Genomic DNA, 15,895 nt, shown 5'->3' with positions numbered 1-15,895 from the left:
GACCCCGGATGCCTCTCCCTGTCGGCGGACAGACTCTCTGGCCCCCGCCCGAGCTGGACCCGGTGGCCCGCAAGCTGACCGAGTGGACCGCCTGGTACTCCGGCGACCCGGACGCCCTAACGGGCTTCTACAGCGGAGCCGGCTCGCTCACGCACCCGACGGCCCAGGCGTTCTTCGCGAGCGACAAGCCTCGGGGAGCAGGCCCTACCACGGCGCCCAGGACCTTCTGGGGCCAGACCCTGACGCCCGGGACCCTGCGGACCAAGCTCCACGTCCCGGTGGCGGCCGACATCGCCGAGCTGAGCGCCAAGCTCCTCTTCGCGGAGATGCCGACGTTCACCTCCACGGACAGCACGACCCAGAAGGAGCTGGACGCCTACCAGACGGACGGGATGCACGCCGCCCTACAGCAGGCCGCCGAGATCTGCTCCGCCCTGGGAGGCGTCTTCCTGAAGGTCGTCTGGGACCAGACCCAGGCCGACCGCCCGTGGCTCGTCCCGGAGCATCCGGAGAACGCCGTCTGCTCCTGGGCCTGGGATCGCCTCCAGAGCGTGACCTTCTGGGACATCGTGTATCAGGACAACGAGGACACTCTCCGGCTCCTGGAACTGCACGAGCGCGGCTCGATCTCCTACGGCTTGTACAAGGGCACCGTCACCGAGCTGGGCGAGCGGATCCCGCTCTCGGCCTTCGAGGGCACCGCGGATCTCGCGGAGCTGTACGGCGACCAGGGCGTGTTGCTGACCAACCTCCCCTGGCTCACGGCCGCGTACGTCCCCAACGTCAAGCCCAACCGCATCTGGGCCGGCTGTCGCGCCGCCGTGAATCTCGGCCGCTCCGACCTCGCCGGTATCGAGCTGATGATGGACGCCCTGGACGAGACGTACACGAGCCTGATGCGAGACCTGCGCCTCAGCAAGAGCCGGATCATCGTCCCGGAAGCTGCTCTGGAGATCGACGGCCCTGGCCAGGCAGCGCGCTTCGACATGGAGCGTGAGGTCTTCGTCGGGATCATGGGACTGGATACGACGGTCACGACGAACCAGTTCGACATCCGCGTGGACGAACACCTCGCCCTGGCGGAAGCCCTGTTCGAGCAGATCGTCTCCAGCGCGGGCTACTCGGTGCAGAGCTTCGGCGGCAAGGGCGACGTGGCGGCCGTGACGGCCACCGAGGTCCAGGCCCGTAAGGAGCAGAGCCTGAGCACCCGGGGCCAGAAGATCCTTTACTGGCGTCCGGCGCTCCAGGGCCTCTTCCAAGCCCTCCTGGGCATCGACCGCGAGGTGTTCGGCAACCGGTCCAACCCGGAGGCCGGAATCGACGTGGCGTTCCCCACGGCCGTCCAGCCCTCCCTGAAGGAGATGGCAGAGACCTTGACGGTCCTCGTCTCGGCCAAGGCCATGTCCCTGAAGCTCCGGGTGCAGACCCTGCACCCGACGTGGACCAAGACGCAGGTGGACCAGGAGGTCCAGGCGATCTTGGCCGAGGAGATCCCGCCTCCGGCGGCAAGGCCCGTCGTGGAGCCCGCTCCCCTCCCCCAGTGAATCCCTGTCCGGTCGCCAAGGCGTGGCCGGGCTCTTCGACGAGCGTCACAAGGAGGACGACGTCATGGCCACTCCCACCGAACCGCAGAACCCCCAGCAGGCCGCTGGAGACCCGGGCAAGGCCCCGGAGACCCAGAACCCCGCGCAGCCCCCGGCAGGCCCTCCGGCCGGCTCACAGGGCCAGGGTGACGGCGGTACCGGCAAGGCCCCCAAGTTCGAGGGCGAGTACGACCCCGCGAAGGCCGCGCGCCTCGTGGAGAACCTCCGGACCCAGGTCGACGAGGAGAAGACCAAGCGCACTGCCCTGGAGACCCAGTTCTCCGAGTTCATGGGCAAGTTCGGTCAGCTCTTCGGAGGCGGCGAGGAGAAGAAGCTCACCCCCGAGCAGATCGCCCAGAAGGCCCAGGAGTCCGACCAGCAGGCCCGCCAGGCCACCGTGAAGCTCGCGGTGTTCCAGACGGCTGGCAAGCACGGTGCGGATCCGGAGGCCCTTCTCGACTCGGCCTCGTTCGAGCGGGCGATCAACAAGCTCGACCCCACGGCCGACACCTTCGCGGCCAACGTCGAGGCGGCCATCAAGAAGGCCGTGGAGAACAACCCCCGCCTGAAGGCCCAGGGTGCTCCCCCGGTGCCCTCGCGGGGCGGAGTCGACATGGCAGGCGGCACGAGCGGCAAGCGCCAGCTCACCGCTGCCGAGGTGGCCAAGCTATCGCCCGACGAGCTGGTCAAGGCCCGCGAGGACGGCCTCCTGAAGGACTACCTCGCCTCCTGACGAGAGACACACGCAGGCCCGAGCGGACCTCGCGGACACGGCCTCGTCATTCCCCGGCTGACGCACGAGGTGCACAAGGCCGCGTCCATACCCCTCTGAGACCACTAGGAGATCAACGTGGTTTTCAAGCCCGAGGTCTGGTCCGCCCAGGCCCTCGTCTCCCTCCGCAAGGCGCTCGTGTACGCGGGGCCGCAGGTCGTGAACCACGACTACGAGGGCGAGATCAAGAAGAAGGGTGACACCGTCCACATCAAGATGCTGGGCGACGTCACGGTCAGCTCGTACAACTCCGGCGACACCATCACCTATGAGGACGTCGCCGACGCCGAGGCCACCCTGAAGGTGGACCAGTCGGACAAGTTCTCGTTCAAGGTCGACGACATCGACAAGGCCCAGGCGGGCGACGAGATGGCCCAGCGCATGGACATCGCCGCCTACAACATGGCCGCGAAGGTGGACCAGTACATCGCCGGGTTCTACACCCAGGTCCAGTCCGCCAACGTGATCGACACCACGCCGATCACTGACGGCGACAAGGCGTACAACGGCCTGATCGACCTGGGCGTCAAGCTCGATGAGGCCGACGTCCCGGACATCGGCCGGTACGTCATCGTCCCCCCGTGGTACTACGGCCTGCTGCTCACCAACGACAAGTTCGTCCGCGTGGATGCCTCCGGCGGCGCCGAGGGCCTCCGCAACGGCCGAGTCGGCCAGGTGGACAACATGCTCGTCCTCAAGAGCAACGCGGTCCCGGTCATCACCGGCGACGACTACGCAGTGACGGCGGGCGTCAAGGACGCGATCTCCTTCGCGGACCAGGTCAACGACGTCGAGACCCTGCGCCTGGAGACCACCTTCGCCACCGCCGTGCGTGGCCTGCACCTGTACGGCGCCAAGGTCCTCCGGCCGGACGCGCTGGCCGTCCTGAAGGCCTCCAAGACGGCCCTCTGACGGCCCGTCCCGATCACCTGAGAGGTAACCACCATGGCGCGTACCGCCGTTCCGATCTCCAACCTGGTGAGCAACGGGTCCCTCGCGGACCCGGCCGGGACCACCCTGGACGCCACCAACGACCACTCGATCAGCCTGTCCACGGTGCACTCCGAGGAGCTGGTCATCCGGGTCACCAACACGCACTCCTCGGCCCACACCGTCACGCTCAAGGCCGGTGGGACCAACCCGCCTGCCTGGCGCGGTGGCCAGGGCGACCTGACCGTCTCGGTCCCGGCCACCACCGGCGTCGTCTGGCTCGGTCCGGTCTCCAGCTCGCGCTTCCAGCAGGCGGGCGGCCTCCTCCACGTCGACATCGAGTCGGGTCACACCGGTGCCATCACGGCGTTCAAGGTCCCCAGGGGGACCTGACGATGGCCGAGACCGCGTACTTCCGGGGCGAGGGCGGTCACGTGTGGGAGATGAATCTCCCGCTCAGTGAGGCCCACGCCCGCCGTGAGCAGGAGGGTGCGCTCGTCCGGGTCAATCAGGACGGGTCGCCCTACCAGGGGACCAGCGAGCCGGCTGTCCCCCAGCGGCCCGCCAAGAGCGCCTCGAAGAAGGACTGGGTGGCCTACGCGGTCTCCCAGGGCGCTGACGAGGCCGAGGCAGAGTCCGCGACCCGCGACGAGCTGGCCGAGGCGTACGGGGACACGGAGCCCCAGTAGGGGGTGTGCCGTGGCCTACGCCACCGAGCAGCAGCTCATCGACTATCTGGCCCCCGACCCGGCCCCGGCGAACGCCGCCAAGGTGCTCGATCGGGCCTCGGACGACATCGACGGCCTCCTGATCGGCGCCGTGTACGACACGGACGCCGACGGGATGCCGACGGATCCGAAGGTCCAGGCTGCTCTGCGGAAGGCCACTCTGGCCCAGGCCGAGTACCTGGTGGAGACGAAGGACCTCACGGGCGCCCAGCGCCAGTGGGGCACCCTCACCGTCGGCGAGGTCTCGTACGCCCGGGGAACCTCGGGGCAGGAGCCGGGGCGGATCGCCCCTGCCGCCCTCCAGGCGCTCCGGGTCTCGGGGGCCCTGAACCGCTGGGTGGTGACGTGGTGATCCCGATCCTTACGGGCTACGTCACGATCACCCATCCGGACGGCGTGGACACGGGCACTACGGTGCAGGCCCACGTGCAGCCGGAGACGCCGGGCGTCCCGGCCAACGGTCAGGTCAACGACAGCCCGACCTACCGGGTGTTCGTGGACGGCTTGGTCGACGTCCGGTTCAACGACCGCATCCGCTGGGATGGGCTGCTCCTCCAAGTGCTGGAGCAGCCCGCCCGGTACCCCTCGCCCTTCGGCGGCCCCCACCACGTGGAGGTCGTCGGCACCGTCATGCCGGAGACGTACGTGGATGTCCTGCGGGGCTCGGTGCAGGACGAGTACGGCGACCTGATCCCCGCCGAGACGCCGATCCTCACAGGCGTCCCGGTGTGGCTGACGGAGCAGTCCCAGACCACCTTCGTCCCGGCCGACATGCGCACCACGGTGGTCCGCAAGCTCACCGGCCTCGTGCCGCCGGAGACGGACATCCAGGAGCGCGACCGGCTCAGGGCCGAGGACGGCCTCACGTACCTCGTGGAAGCCGTGACGCGCCCCCACAGCTCCGTGGCTCGGGCGGACCTCCGCCTGGACCTCCGGCTCGTCCAGACGGGCCCAGAGACCCCGTAGAGGAGGCCGCGGTGGACGACGTCCGCATTCAGATGGCCTCGGGCTGGGAGGACAAGGTCCTCAAGATGAGCGACGCCACGGTGGCCAAGCTCTGTGAGGCCATCGCCGAGGACGCCCGGCGTCTGGCCCCGGTGAAGACCGGACATCTGCGCAGCTCGATCCGGGCCGAGAAGGACCGTGTGGTTGCCGATGCCGACTACTCGGGAGCCGTGGAGATGGGCACCGAGCACCAGCGGGCTCAGCCCTACCTCCGTCCGGCCGCGTACCGGAAGAGGTCGGGCTGATGCTGAGGCCTTCGAACGAACTCGTGGCCACCGCCTGGCTCCAGGCCATCCCCGATCTGAACACCGAGGTCGGTACCGACCTGCCGAAGAACCTCGCGGCCTTCGTCCAGGTCACGGTCGTCGGCGGCACCCCGGAGATGTACCTCCTCGTGAGCCGGCCGGTGGTCCAGATCGATGCCTGGGTGGCCACCAAGGGCTCTACGGAGCCTCCCTGGGGCCGGGCGTCGCACCTCGTCTCCCTCGTCCTGGCCCAGGCCTACGAGACGGCCCAGCCGCTCCTGACGCCCGGGAGCCCGTTCTCCCCCGTGCACGTTCTGTCGGCCTACCCGCTCTCCGAGCCGCGCCGCATCCCCTCGGACGAAGCCCGGTTCGCCCGGGTCCAGTTCGACCTGCAACTCCACTGGAGGGTCCCGTGACGGCTCTGTACGCCCTCGTGGGCTCCGTCAGCGGCGAGCTGCTCACCCACGGCGGCAAGGTCCTCGTCCACGGCGACAGGGCCGAGGCCGAAGCGCTCCTGGTGGGAGCCCGGGTCATCCCGTTCCCGCCGTCCATCCCGGTCGAGGACACCATGCGCCTCCGGGATCACCCCGGCCTCGCTCACCTGCGCTGGCCTCTCGAACGAAGGGACCTGCGATGAAGGTTCGCACCACGTTCCGTCCGGACGTGGAGGTCGAGGTGAACGAGGCCGAGCTGATCGACCTCCGCCGCGACGGCCTCCTGGTCGAGGACGACCAGACCAACGAGTCCAAGGCCGCGCCCAAGGCGAAGGCCCCCGAGAAGAAGGAGGGCTGATCATGCCGGTTACGGCTACGAACCTGGCCCTGGGTCCCGGCGACCTCTACACCGGCACCTTCGGTACGACCGAACCCACCGACGCGGACATCAACGACGCACCAGGCGTGGGTTGGACGACCTGTGGCGGCACCCAAGACGGCGTCAACCTGATCGTCGACCAGAAGTACACCGCCCTGGAGGTCGATCAGGTGGTGGACGTCGTGGGCCGACGGCTCACCTCTCGCGAGATCCAGGTGGAGACCAACCTCGCGGAGCTGACGCTCGACAACCTGAAGACCACGCTGAACGGCGGCACGGTCACCAACGACGCGGTGAACAGCACCACGGCCTATGAGCTGGACTACGCGACTTCGGCGACCCAGCCCGGCTACTACGCGCTGCTGATCGACGCCTTCGGGCCCAACTCGAAGCGGCGCCGGATCGTGGTCCGCAAGACGCTGTCCACGGACAAGGTCTCCTTCGCGTACTCCAAGGACAAGCAGTCCGTGTACACGGTCCAGTTCAGCGCGCACTACGTCTCCAGCTCGATCAGCCCGCTGCGTGTCGTGGACGACACGTCCGCCTGATCAGCCCTCGTCCCCCTTCACACCCACACACCCACCAGGGACGCCGCATGACCACCACGAAGAAAGCGCAGAGGCGCCCGGCCCGGCAGCCGGCTCAGCGTCCGAAGGAGCTGGAGCAGCTCCCCTCGGAGCCCGTCGACCTGGACGCTCCGTCCGGCGCCGAGTACGACGAGATCCCGGTCTTCACCCTGAAGGGCAAGACCTACTCGATCACCGATCGCCCCAGGGCGAACCTGGCCCTGAAGTCGCTCTGGCTGATGAAGCAGCACGGCGAGGAGCAGGCCCAGGCGATGATCGTTCCCGAGGCCCTGGGGCCCGAGCTGATGGCCGTGCTGATGGACCACGAGGACCTGACGCCTGAGCAGCTCGCCGAGATCTCGCAGCGGGTCATGCGGATCGTCTTCAACCAGGCCCAGGACGACGAGGGAAACTGACCGGGCAGGTCGAACTACCTCTGTGGATCCTGAACCACCTGGACGACCTGGAGTGCGACTTCCGGGTCTTCTTCGGGGTCCGCAACATGTACGACCTGCCCTCTCAGGAGTTCCTGATGAAGGCCACGCGCATGGGCGCGTACAACGGCGTCGTGGCGGCTCGGATCGCTGCGAAGCAGCACCGGGAGGCCGAGGGCCACCAGAGCCCGCAGCGGAGCGCACAGCCCGCCCCCAAGCCGCACAGGCCACCGCGTCAGGCCCTCACACAGCGCACCACCCCCGGGGAGTTCAGGGCCGAAGGCGGCCACCCCGACGTCATCCAGTGGAACTGATCGCCGAACGGGGGTGACCCCGTGGCGGAGTTCCAGATCGGATCGGCGTTCGTTCGAATCGGTGCCCAGCTCGACCAGGGTGAGGTCAACCAGCAGACCAACGCCATGGGTGGCCGTCTCGCGGCCTGGGCCGGTGGCCTGGGCCTCGGGGCGATCATCTCAAAGGGCATCGCCGACGGCCTGAACATCAAGGCTGCCAACACCAAGCTCTCAGCCCAGATGGGCCTGACGACAGCTGAGGCCAAGAAGGCCGGTGACACAGCCGGCTCGGTGTACCGCGACGGTTTCGGCGCCTCGATCGAGGACGTCAACGGGGCCATCAAGGGCGTCGGCCAGAACATGAAGGGCCTGAAGGAGATCTCCCAGCCCGAGCTGGACCAGCTCACCAAGGGCGCCCTGGGTATCTCCGAGGCGTTCGACGTGGATGTCAACGAGTCCACGCGGGCCGCGGGTGCCCTGATGAAGTCCGGCCTGGCCAAGGACGGCCAGGAGGCCCTGGACATCATCACCAAGGGCTTCCAGAGCGGTATGGACTCCTCGGGTGACTGGCTCGACACCCTGAACGAGTACAGCCCTCAGTTCGCCAAGATCGGAATCGATGGCCCCGACGCCCTCAACCTGATCAGCCAGTTCATGAAGGCTGGCGTTCGGGACACGGACGCGGCGGCCGACGCGATCAAGGAGTTCGGCCTCAGGGCGATCGACACCGGCGAAGAGACCACCCAGGCGTACGACGACCTCGGCCTGAACGCCGACGAGATGCGCAAGAAGATCGCTGCCGGTGGCCCAGCGGGCGCCAAGGCCATGCAGCAGGTCTTCGACGGCCTCCAGAAGGTCAAGGACCCGGTCAAGCAGAACCAGATCGGTACGGCCCTCATGGGGACGCAGTGGGAGGACACGGTCCGCGCGATCCTTCCCGAGATCGACCTGACGAAGGACTCGATCGGTGACGTCGCAGGCTCCACCGACGAGATGAACAAGAAGCTCCACGACACGCCCCAGGCGAAGCTGGAGCAGTTGAAGCGCCAGGCCGAGGGCCTCGTGGCCAAGGTCGTGGAGCTGCCCGGCCCTTTTGGGGAGATGGGCGCGGCCGTCGCGAGCTTCGGTCCTCAGGGCCTCCAGATGGGCGCCAGCATCGCGATGATCGGAATGGCGTTGGGCCCGACCATCGCTTCGACCTGGGCGTGGACGGCAGCCCTCCTGGCCAACCCGACGACCTGGATCGTCATCGGGATCATCGCGCTGGTCGCGGCCATCGTTCTGATCGCCACCAAGACCGACTGGTTTCAGAAGCTCTGGAAGGCCGTCTGGGGCGGGATCAAGAGCTTCCTGTCCGAGACCTGGGACGGGATCAAAGCCGTCTTCAGCGCCATCGGGGGCTTCTTCACCGAAACCATTCCCGGCTGGGCGAACTCCCTGAAGACCAAGGTCAACAACGTCTGGACGGCGGTCAAGAACGGCGTCTCCTCGGCCTGGAACGCGATCAAGGAGTTCATCAGCACCCGGATCAACAACATCAAGACCAACGTCTCCACGGTCTTCGATGCGGTCAAGAACAAGATCTCGGGCGTCTGGACCTCGATCAAGAACGCCGCCAGCTCCGCCTGGAACTGGGTGAAGGACTTCATCACCGGCCGGATCAACAACACCCGGACCAACGTCTCCAACGCGGTCGACGGGGTCAAGAGCAAGATCTCCGGTGTCTGGTCCACGATCAAGTCCGTCACGTCCGGCGCCTGGGACTGGATCAGGTCGAAGATCAGCGGCGCGATCGATTCCGCCCGCAATGCCGTGGTGAGCGCCGTCGGCCGGATCTCATCCACGGTCTCCGGCATCAAGAGAGCTGTAACCGGAGCGCTCACGGGCGCCGGCTCATGGCTGAAGGAAGCGGGCGGGAAGATCATCCAGGGCCTGATCGACGGGGTCACCGGGATGATCGGCAGCCTGAAGGAGAAGTTCAACAGCGTCACCGACATGATCCCGGACTGGAAGGGTCCGATGGACGTCGACATGCGCCTGTTGACTCCCTCCGGCCAGGCCATCATGCAGGGCCTGGAGGACGGGATCGAGGGGAAGATCCCGAGCCTGAAGACCACCCTCGGAGGCGTCACCCAGACGATCCAGGGCTCCCAGGCCGGGGTCGACACGGGTGCGCCGCTGGTCGGTGCTTCCGCCGCCTCTGCGCCGTCGTACGGCGACATCTACGTGACGATCCCGGCGCGGGACATCGCGGAGATGAAGGGGATCCACGACTTCTTCACCAAGATCCAGCAGACCGCCCGCGCGGGCAAGACCAGCAGGGCTGTGGCCATCGCCCGGTGACGACCCAGACCAACCAGAGGAAGGGGGCTAACGATGGCGGTCTACAACATCGCAACGCCGAACACGAACGGCTACCTGCGCTCGGTCACCACGTCTGGCACATACGCTCAGGCTCGTGCTGGCTCTGGCACAGGCGTCACGGTCACGCCCTCCATCAACACCTCATACATCTGGGTTGCCAATCGGTTCGGCAACCCGCCGGAGTACGACGTCGTGGAGGGCTTCACCCGGTACGCCCTGACGTCGATCCCGTCTACGCATCAGGTCGTCTCGGCGAAGGTCGGCTTCACCGTCCAGGGGGCAGTCACTGGTGTCCAGTGGAACCTGGAGCTGCGCGACCACGGAACGTGGACAACGCTGACCAGCGCTCAGTGGGTTCCGGGGGCTTCTCTGAGCACCAAGCCGCTCCTGGCCACCGTCAACAACGTGGTGACGGGATCGGCTCAGACCCGAAGCTACCTGGGCTCCGACACGCTCGTGAAGCGTGTGACGCGGCAGGACCCCTTTGCCGGCTCGCCCACGACCATCTCCACGGTCTGGGCGTCTTCACGCACCACTGCCGGGACGTCACCGGTCTCCAGCGAGAAGGGGATCTACTTCGGCACGGTCTCCTCCGGGGAGGCGTCGTCTCTGATCGCCACCACGGTTCCGATCAACTCACTGAACTATGTCGGCGGCGCGAGCATCCAGCTCACGGACGGGACCCACGTCTGGCTGGACCTGGACAGCCCGAGTAGCCCGAGCAGCGCCACGCTCCGGTACATGGCCACGGATCAGGTGACCACTGGGGACATCCTGACGTTCACCTTCTCGGACAGCAGCTCGTCCAGTCTGTCCGTGCTGCCTGCGTACCAGAACATCGCTCTATGCCGGGACGACTCGGACAACCTGTACGTCATGGGCAAGGCCGGAGGTACGACCAACTCCCTCTACGTCAGGGCGCTGACCAAGGGGTCGGGTCTCACCTGGACCCAGCAGGCCGCCCGGGTCGTCCCTCTGCCCGCGTACGCCGACGGCTCGGTCAACAACTTCGCGGCCACCTGGCACCCCACCAGCGGCTCCGGGCACATCATGCTGGCCTACTCCCATCGCGCCGGTCAGGGAGCGTCGGGACAGTTCGGGTACGTCGTCCTCAATGCGACCGCCCTGCTGGGCTCCGGGACCGTCCTGACCACGTCGGGGGTCGACCCGACCTGGATGAACCTGGTCACGCCCACCGGATACGGCCAGTACACCAACGACAGCGGCACCGGTCTGGACATCGCCTCCACGGCGAACCAGGGCGTCATCTTCACGTACCAGGCGGACAGCACCGCTCGGGCTGGTTCGTACTCCCTGACGAACGCCGGGGCCGTCACAGCGGGTACCGCGTTCAGCAGCTTCGGAAGCAAGACCACTTACTCGACGGTCAAGTTCACCCGGGACGGCAACTCGAAGCTCCGGATCATCCCGATCGACAACGCCCGACTGGCGTTGGTCGGCAAGGGGAGCATCCAGATCCGGAGTTGGAACGGCACCCTGCTGGGCTCGGGCGACATCTGGAACCAGATCCTGGGCTCCCTCTCCCCGGACGATGCGGCGTACGACGGCATCACCACCTGGGATGCCGTATACGACCGGGCCACCAACCGGATCTGGTACTACTACATCTCCTCCGCCAACCAGCAGCGCCTGATGCGGACGGGTTTCTCGCTCAGCACGTACCAGGTCACCGGTGACGAAGTAGTCGTCAACTCAGCCATCACCACCTCGGGCACCAACACCTCGATCAGGGTCAGCCGGGGAAAGCTCAACGAGCGCCACATCAAGGTCGACGTCGCCAACGTCAACGGCACGTCGTACACCACTTTCACGACGTACGACTCCCTGAACGTCGCTCCGAGCCCTCCCACTCTGGTGGCCAAGCCGACGTTCAACGCCACGGAACCCGAGACATTCGCGTGGGCCTTCAACGACGCCAACACCACTGACTCCCAGACGGCCTACCGGCTTCAGATTCAACGGGTCTCCGACGGTGTGGTGGTCCACGACACGGCCAAGACCGCGAGCCCCACCAGCTCCAGCACAGTTCCCGCTGACACGCTCGTCAACGCGGTGGCCTACCAGTGGCGCGTGATGACGTGGGACCTGGCGGACTCCGCAGGCGCCTGGAGCCCGTACAGCGCCTTCTCGACCGTCTCAGCAGCCACGGTGACCATCACCAACCCGGCAGCCGACGGCACGATCATCAACACCGACTCCGTGGCCGTCACATGGACGGTCTCTGGGGCGACCCAGGCCCAGTACCGGTCCCAGCTCACCGACGCGGGCACCGGAACCACCATGGACTCCGGGTACCGTTCCAGCACCGCGACGACCGTCACGTGGGCCGGTCTGAGCCCGAGCGCCACATACACCGTCTCGATCGCCATCAAGGACTCCGGCGGTGTCGAGTCCAACCCGGGCTACCGCACGTTCACGACCGACTTCGTCAATCCGATGCAGCCGGCTCTTGTCACGAGCGTCGGGGACACATACATCGAGCTGGTGGTGACCAACCCGGACGCCACCGGCTCGGAGCCGGATGTCGATCACAACGACATCTACCGGAAGAGAACCGCGGAGCCCGCGACCGCGTACGTGCGCATCGGCTCCGTCCCGCCCAACGGCACCTACAGGGACTACGCCGTCCAGTCGGGCGCCTCGTACGACTACCGGGTGACGGGGGTGAGCGCCTGATGGCGAGCACGACGAGTGATCCCCAGACGGCGGTCGCCCCCGAGCTTCAGGGACTGTGGATGCACGATCCCCTGTCGCCCGAGGACACGATCACCCAGTTCCTGTACGGCGGAGCTGCCAACACGGAGGCGGTGGGCGTCACGTCCACCGCCCTCCAGTTCGCGGGCCGCAAGTATCCGGTGTACGACTTCGGCGACCCGGAGGCGGCCTCCTTCGACATCTCGATCCAGGTCCCCTTCTCGGACACCTGGTACGACGAGATCGCCCTTCTGAAGACCCTGCCGTCATCGCGGACCACGATGTGCTTCCGGGACTCCCGACGCCGGGTCTTCTTCGGCGTGGTGCTGGACGTGAAGTTCAGTGACGAGAAGTTCGGCACCACGGCCTCCTTCACGGTGCTCCAGAACGACTACACCGAGGAGGTCTGAGTGCAGCCCACCGCCCTCATGGGCTACACACAGGAGGAAGTCCTCGCAGCTCTCCAGGGCGTCTCCGGCACTCGTCAGTTCACCTTCCGTTACGAGCTGCTCGACACCCGGAACGGCGTCATCCGAGAGATCGACAACGTGCTGTCGGCTTCGGTCGAGTACAACTTCCTCGCGGACATCAAGCGGACCGCCAAGTTCTCAGTCCTGGACGACGGCTCGATCAACTTCCTGAGCGACCGCATCCGGCCCTGGGCGCGGATGTCCATGTCCCGGGCCGCTGTGCTCCCGCCTCCGAAGTTGTACGAAGACGTCATGGCGGTGCTGGAGCCGAGTCTCCTCATGCGCTACAAGCTCAACGAGGCCCCTGCCGCACCCGCCGACATGATCGCCCACGACAGTGGGCCGCACGGCTTGGATCTGGTCCAGTCCACAACCCCTGGGCAATCGCCGACCACCTTGACCTTCGGTGCCCCGAAGGTCATGCAGAACGGTGGGACATCCATCATGGGTGACGGCGACTCACTGACCGGCCGCATGATCAACAGGTCCGCAGGGCCCGTGCTGAACGGGCTGAATGCCATCACCCTGGCCGCCTGGATCACCCCGACCGACGAAAGCACCTGCGGGATTGTCGGTTCGTCCACCAGCCCCAACTGGGGACTGAACCTGTGGAAGACCTCGAACACCTTCGGCATCGACATCCCCACCGAAGGTGGGACGATGGCCACCTATTCGGGTCAGGTCAACCCGACGCCGAACCAGTCGTACTTCGTCGTGGGTACCTGGGTGACTGGGCAACACGCCAACGTCTATGTCAACGGCCAGGCCCTGGGTGGTCTGCTCTATTCAGCCAGGACCACCGGCGCTCCCACCGCTCCCGTCGGCCCGATCACGGACGGGGACGTGTTCTATCTCGGATCGTCGTTGTCGGGAGCCTTCATAGGCTCCATCGACGAAGTGGCCGTCTTCGATCGGGCCCTGAGCGCTCAGGAGATCCAGGACCTCTACGAGGCCGGACAGCGGTACCTGGCGGTCAACGACCGACCCGGGTACGTGGAATGGCCCCAGGGCGTCTTCCTGCTCACCAGTCCGACCCGCAAGGCCAACGACACCGGAGTGGTCACCAGGGACGTGGACGCTTACGACCAGCTCCTGATCTACCGGGACGACGTCGTGACCAACCGGTACGCGGTGGCAGCCGGCTCGAAGTACACGGACGCGATTGAGCAGCTCCTCGGCACCTCGGTGGACAAGAACATCACCCGGTCCGCTCTGGAGCTGCCCACGACGATGGAGTGGGAGCCGGGGACTCCGAAGCTCTCGATCATCAACGCGCTGCTGAACGCGATCAACTACGAGTCGTTGTTCTTTGACGAGTACGGCACCGCGGTGGCCCGACCCTACGTCCAGCCCGCCGACCGGGAGAGCGAGCACACGTACGCCACCGACGACCGGTCCGTGATCCTTCCGGACGCTGAGCAGACGCTCGACCTCTTCGACGTCCCGAACAGCTTCACCCTGGTCGTCTCCGACCCCGACCGCCCGCCGCTGACGAGCACGTACGTCAACAACGACCCGGGCTCGATCACGTCCACGGTCTCCCGAGGCCGGACGATCGTGAAGTACATGCCGGAGCAGACGGCGCCGGACCAGGCGACTCTAGACACGGCCGCCCGCAATGCCGCCTTCGACGCTTCGCAGATCTACGAGTCCATCACCTTCACGACCGGACTCATGCCGATCCACTCGAACGCGGACGTCTACACGCTCACGTACAACGACCTGGGCATCTCCGCGAAGTACGGCGAACAGTCGTGGTCCATGGTCCTGGAGGCGGGCGCGAAGATGAAGCACACCTGCCGTCGCAGCGTGCAGCTCAACGGGAGCTAGGAGGCGACGCCGTGGACGACGTGATCGACTGGACTCCGACGATGCCCATGGAGCCCCAGGACTTCCTGAACTCTGTGGCGGGGTACACCCAGCAGACGGCCCCGGAGACGAGCGCCACCAAGCCCGTGAAGCTCGCCACCGTCATGGTCGTGGGGTCCAACAACGCGGTGCAGGTCCAGTTCGACGGTGAGACCGTGACGAGCACCAAGTACTACCCCTGTCTGGCCTCGTACGGAGCCACTGTGGGCGACCGCGTGGCCCTGATGCCCACGGGGACCACGTATCTGGTGATCGGCGCCGTGGGAGACGTTCAGGCCCTCAGCGGCACCTCGCTGACGACCACCGGCAACGCCACCATCGGCGGTACCGTCACGGCCTCGAACTTCAAGGTCAACACGGACTGGACCCTGCTGAGTGTGCTGGGGTCCTTTGTGAACGGCGCCGCTGCGGGCAACCGGCCACCTCGGGTCCGTTCGGTCACCATCCTCGGCACCGTGTACTGGGAGATGGCCGGACAGCTCGACATCTCTGGGTGGACCAGGTCCGTCGGGACCCTGTTCTCCTTCACGGGCGGGTCCGGCAGTGCCTGGGCGCCGTCGTTTGAGCACAACTTTTCCGTCATGCCGGGAGCTGGCAGCAACAGTTCCGTCGGCGCCATGCGGGCCTACTGGAACTCCGCGGGGAACATGGGCATCTCGCCAGCCCCCTCCGCCTCCCCGGCATACATCAGTCTCGATCTGCACCGGATCGTGGACCCGAAGAACCAGATCGCCTAGGAGGTCCCCATGCCGCAGGCCAGCTACAACGGTTTCGTCGGTAACGGCAGTGACCAGATGATCACGTTCTCGCTCGACATGGAGTGGGACGGCGGATCCGACTGGGACAGCGCCGAAGCCGCCATCACGCAGGCGTTCAAGACTGTCGGCGAGACCTACATCGGAGGTCCAGCCGCCATTGTGAACATGCAGAAGGTGGTCCGCGTCACCACCGATGTCACGCCTGCACCCTGAGCACGAAGCCCCCGCCTGAGGGCCGGCTCGCGTGCCCTGACACAAGCCCCCGGCCCCGGGAGATCCTGGGTGTGGTTCGCCCCAGGGGCCGGGTTTTTAAATTCCATCGCCTCGTACTACAGGGGCGGTTACCGTCC

At 66.7% G+C, this 15,895-nt stretch carries 20 protein-coding genes; all 20 read left to right on the top strand.

The genetic code is table 11. From position 1 onward, the window contains the following. Positions 1–8: 8 nt before the first annotated feature. The 20 genes from ACFYZ3_RS00280 (at position 9) to ACFYZ3_RS00185 (ending at position 15,758) form a co-directional block, all read left to right on the top strand. The gene (locus tag ACFYZ3_RS00280; RefSeq protein WP_388512755.1) at positions 9–1,544 is read left to right on the top strand and encodes a phage portal protein; all 1,536 of its coding nucleotides are present in this window, start codon (positions 9–11) and stop codon (positions 1,542–1,544) included. Between the two features lie 64 nt (positions 1,545–1,608). Beyond that, positions 1,609–2,316 carry a hypothetical protein gene (locus ACFYZ3_RS00275; protein ID WP_388512753.1) on the top strand — a complete coding sequence of 236 codons (708 nt, stop codon included), beginning with the start codon at positions 1,609–1,611 and terminating at the stop codon, positions 2,314–2,316. A gap of 117 nt (positions 2,317–2,433) precedes the next feature. Next, positions 2,434–3,267: a P22 phage major capsid protein family protein gene (locus ACFYZ3_RS00270; RefSeq protein ID WP_250759338.1), complete on the top strand. Its 834-nt coding sequence runs from the start codon at positions 2,434–2,436 to the stop codon at positions 3,265–3,267. 33 nt (positions 3,268–3,300) lie between these two features. After that, entirely contained in the window at positions 3,301–3,678 is a 378-nt protein-coding gene (locus ACFYZ3_RS00265) for a hypothetical protein (RefSeq protein ID WP_388512751.1), read from the top strand. Between the two features lie 2 nt (positions 3,679–3,680). Further along, the gene (locus tag ACFYZ3_RS00260) at positions 3,681–3,974 is read left to right on the top strand and encodes a hypothetical protein (RefSeq protein ID WP_388512749.1); all 294 of its coding nucleotides are present in this window, start codon (positions 3,681–3,683) and stop codon (positions 3,972–3,974) included. Positions 3,975–3,984: 10 nt separating this feature from the next. After that, positions 3,985–4,365 (top strand): hypothetical protein, encoded by a 381-nt coding sequence (locus ACFYZ3_RS00255; RefSeq protein WP_388512748.1) that lies wholly within the window; start codon positions 3,985–3,987, stop codon positions 4,363–4,365. After that, positions 4,362–4,979, top strand: coding sequence for a hypothetical protein (locus ACFYZ3_RS00250; RefSeq protein ID WP_388512746.1), 618 nt, complete (start codon positions 4,362–4,364; stop codon positions 4,977–4,979). Before ACFYZ3_RS00255 ends, ACFYZ3_RS00250 begins: the two co-directional genes overlap by 4 nt. 11 nt (positions 4,980–4,990) lie before the next feature. After that, positions 4,991–5,263, top strand: coding sequence for an HK97-gp10 family putative phage morphogenesis protein (locus tag ACFYZ3_RS00245; RefSeq protein WP_388512743.1), 273 nt, complete (start codon positions 4,991–4,993; stop codon positions 5,261–5,263). Further along, positions 5,263–5,679 (top strand): hypothetical protein, encoded by a 417-nt coding sequence (locus tag ACFYZ3_RS00240; RefSeq protein ID WP_388512741.1) that lies wholly within the window; start codon positions 5,263–5,265, stop codon positions 5,677–5,679. Before ACFYZ3_RS00245 ends, ACFYZ3_RS00240 begins: the two co-directional genes overlap by 1 nt. Next, complete coding sequence (locus tag ACFYZ3_RS00235; RefSeq protein ID WP_388512738.1) at positions 5,676–5,900, top strand: hypothetical protein; 225 nt, start codon at positions 5,676–5,678, stop codon at positions 5,898–5,900. Before ACFYZ3_RS00240 ends, ACFYZ3_RS00235 begins: the two co-directional genes overlap by 4 nt. After that, complete coding sequence (locus ACFYZ3_RS00230) at positions 5,897–6,055, top strand: hypothetical protein (RefSeq protein WP_388512737.1); 159 nt, start codon at positions 5,897–5,899, stop codon at positions 6,053–6,055. The genes ACFYZ3_RS00235 and ACFYZ3_RS00230 overlap by 4 nt, the downstream gene beginning before the upstream one ends. Positions 6,056–6,057: 2 nt before the next feature. Continuing rightward, positions 6,058–6,624: a hypothetical protein gene (locus ACFYZ3_RS00225; protein ID WP_388512735.1), complete on the top strand. Its 567-nt coding sequence runs from the start codon at positions 6,058–6,060 to the stop codon at positions 6,622–6,624. Between the two features lie 47 nt (positions 6,625–6,671). Continuing rightward, entirely contained in the window at positions 6,672–7,058 is a 387-nt protein-coding gene (locus tag ACFYZ3_RS00220) for a hypothetical protein (protein ID WP_388512734.1), read from the top strand. A gap of 116 nt (positions 7,059–7,174) precedes the next feature. Next, positions 7,175–7,390 carry a hypothetical protein gene (locus ACFYZ3_RS00215; RefSeq protein ID WP_388512733.1) on the top strand — a complete coding sequence of 72 codons (216 nt, stop codon included), beginning with the start codon at positions 7,175–7,177 and terminating at the stop codon, positions 7,388–7,390. A 21-nt stretch (positions 7,391–7,411) separates the two neighbouring features. After that, positions 7,412–9,712: a phage tail tape measure protein gene (locus ACFYZ3_RS00210; RefSeq protein ID WP_388512730.1), complete on the top strand. Its 2,301-nt coding sequence runs from the start codon at positions 7,412–7,414 to the stop codon at positions 9,710–9,712. A 213-nt stretch (positions 9,713–9,925) separates the two neighbouring features. Next, entirely contained in the window at positions 9,926–12,430 is a 2,505-nt protein-coding gene (locus tag ACFYZ3_RS00205; RefSeq protein WP_388512728.1) for a hypothetical protein, read from the top strand. Then, positions 12,430–12,858 (top strand): hypothetical protein, encoded by a 429-nt coding sequence (locus ACFYZ3_RS00200; RefSeq protein ID WP_388512725.1) that lies wholly within the window; start codon positions 12,430–12,432, stop codon positions 12,856–12,858. The genes ACFYZ3_RS00205 and ACFYZ3_RS00200 overlap by 1 nt, the downstream gene beginning before the upstream one ends. Further along, positions 12,859–14,748: a LamG domain-containing protein gene (locus ACFYZ3_RS00195; protein WP_388512724.1), complete on the top strand. Its 1,890-nt coding sequence runs from the start codon at positions 12,859–12,861 to the stop codon at positions 14,746–14,748. An 11-nt stretch (positions 14,749–14,759) separates the two neighbouring features. Continuing rightward, entirely contained in the window at positions 14,760–15,524 is a 765-nt protein-coding gene (locus tag ACFYZ3_RS00190; RefSeq protein ID WP_388512723.1) for a hypothetical protein, read from the top strand. A 9-nt stretch (positions 15,525–15,533) separates the two neighbouring features. Then, positions 15,534–15,758 (top strand): hypothetical protein, encoded by a 225-nt coding sequence (locus tag ACFYZ3_RS00185; protein ID WP_388512722.1) that lies wholly within the window; start codon positions 15,534–15,536, stop codon positions 15,756–15,758. The last annotated feature ends 137 nt before the right edge of the window (positions 15,759–15,895 follow it).

Source organism: Streptomyces sp. NPDC001599 (genome assembly GCF_042893535.1).
Classification (GTDB): Bacteria; Actinomycetota; Actinomycetes; order Streptomycetales; family Streptomycetaceae; genus Streptomyces.
Note: the sequence above shows the minus strand (reverse complement) of the source record. Positions and strands in the feature narration are given on the sequence as shown.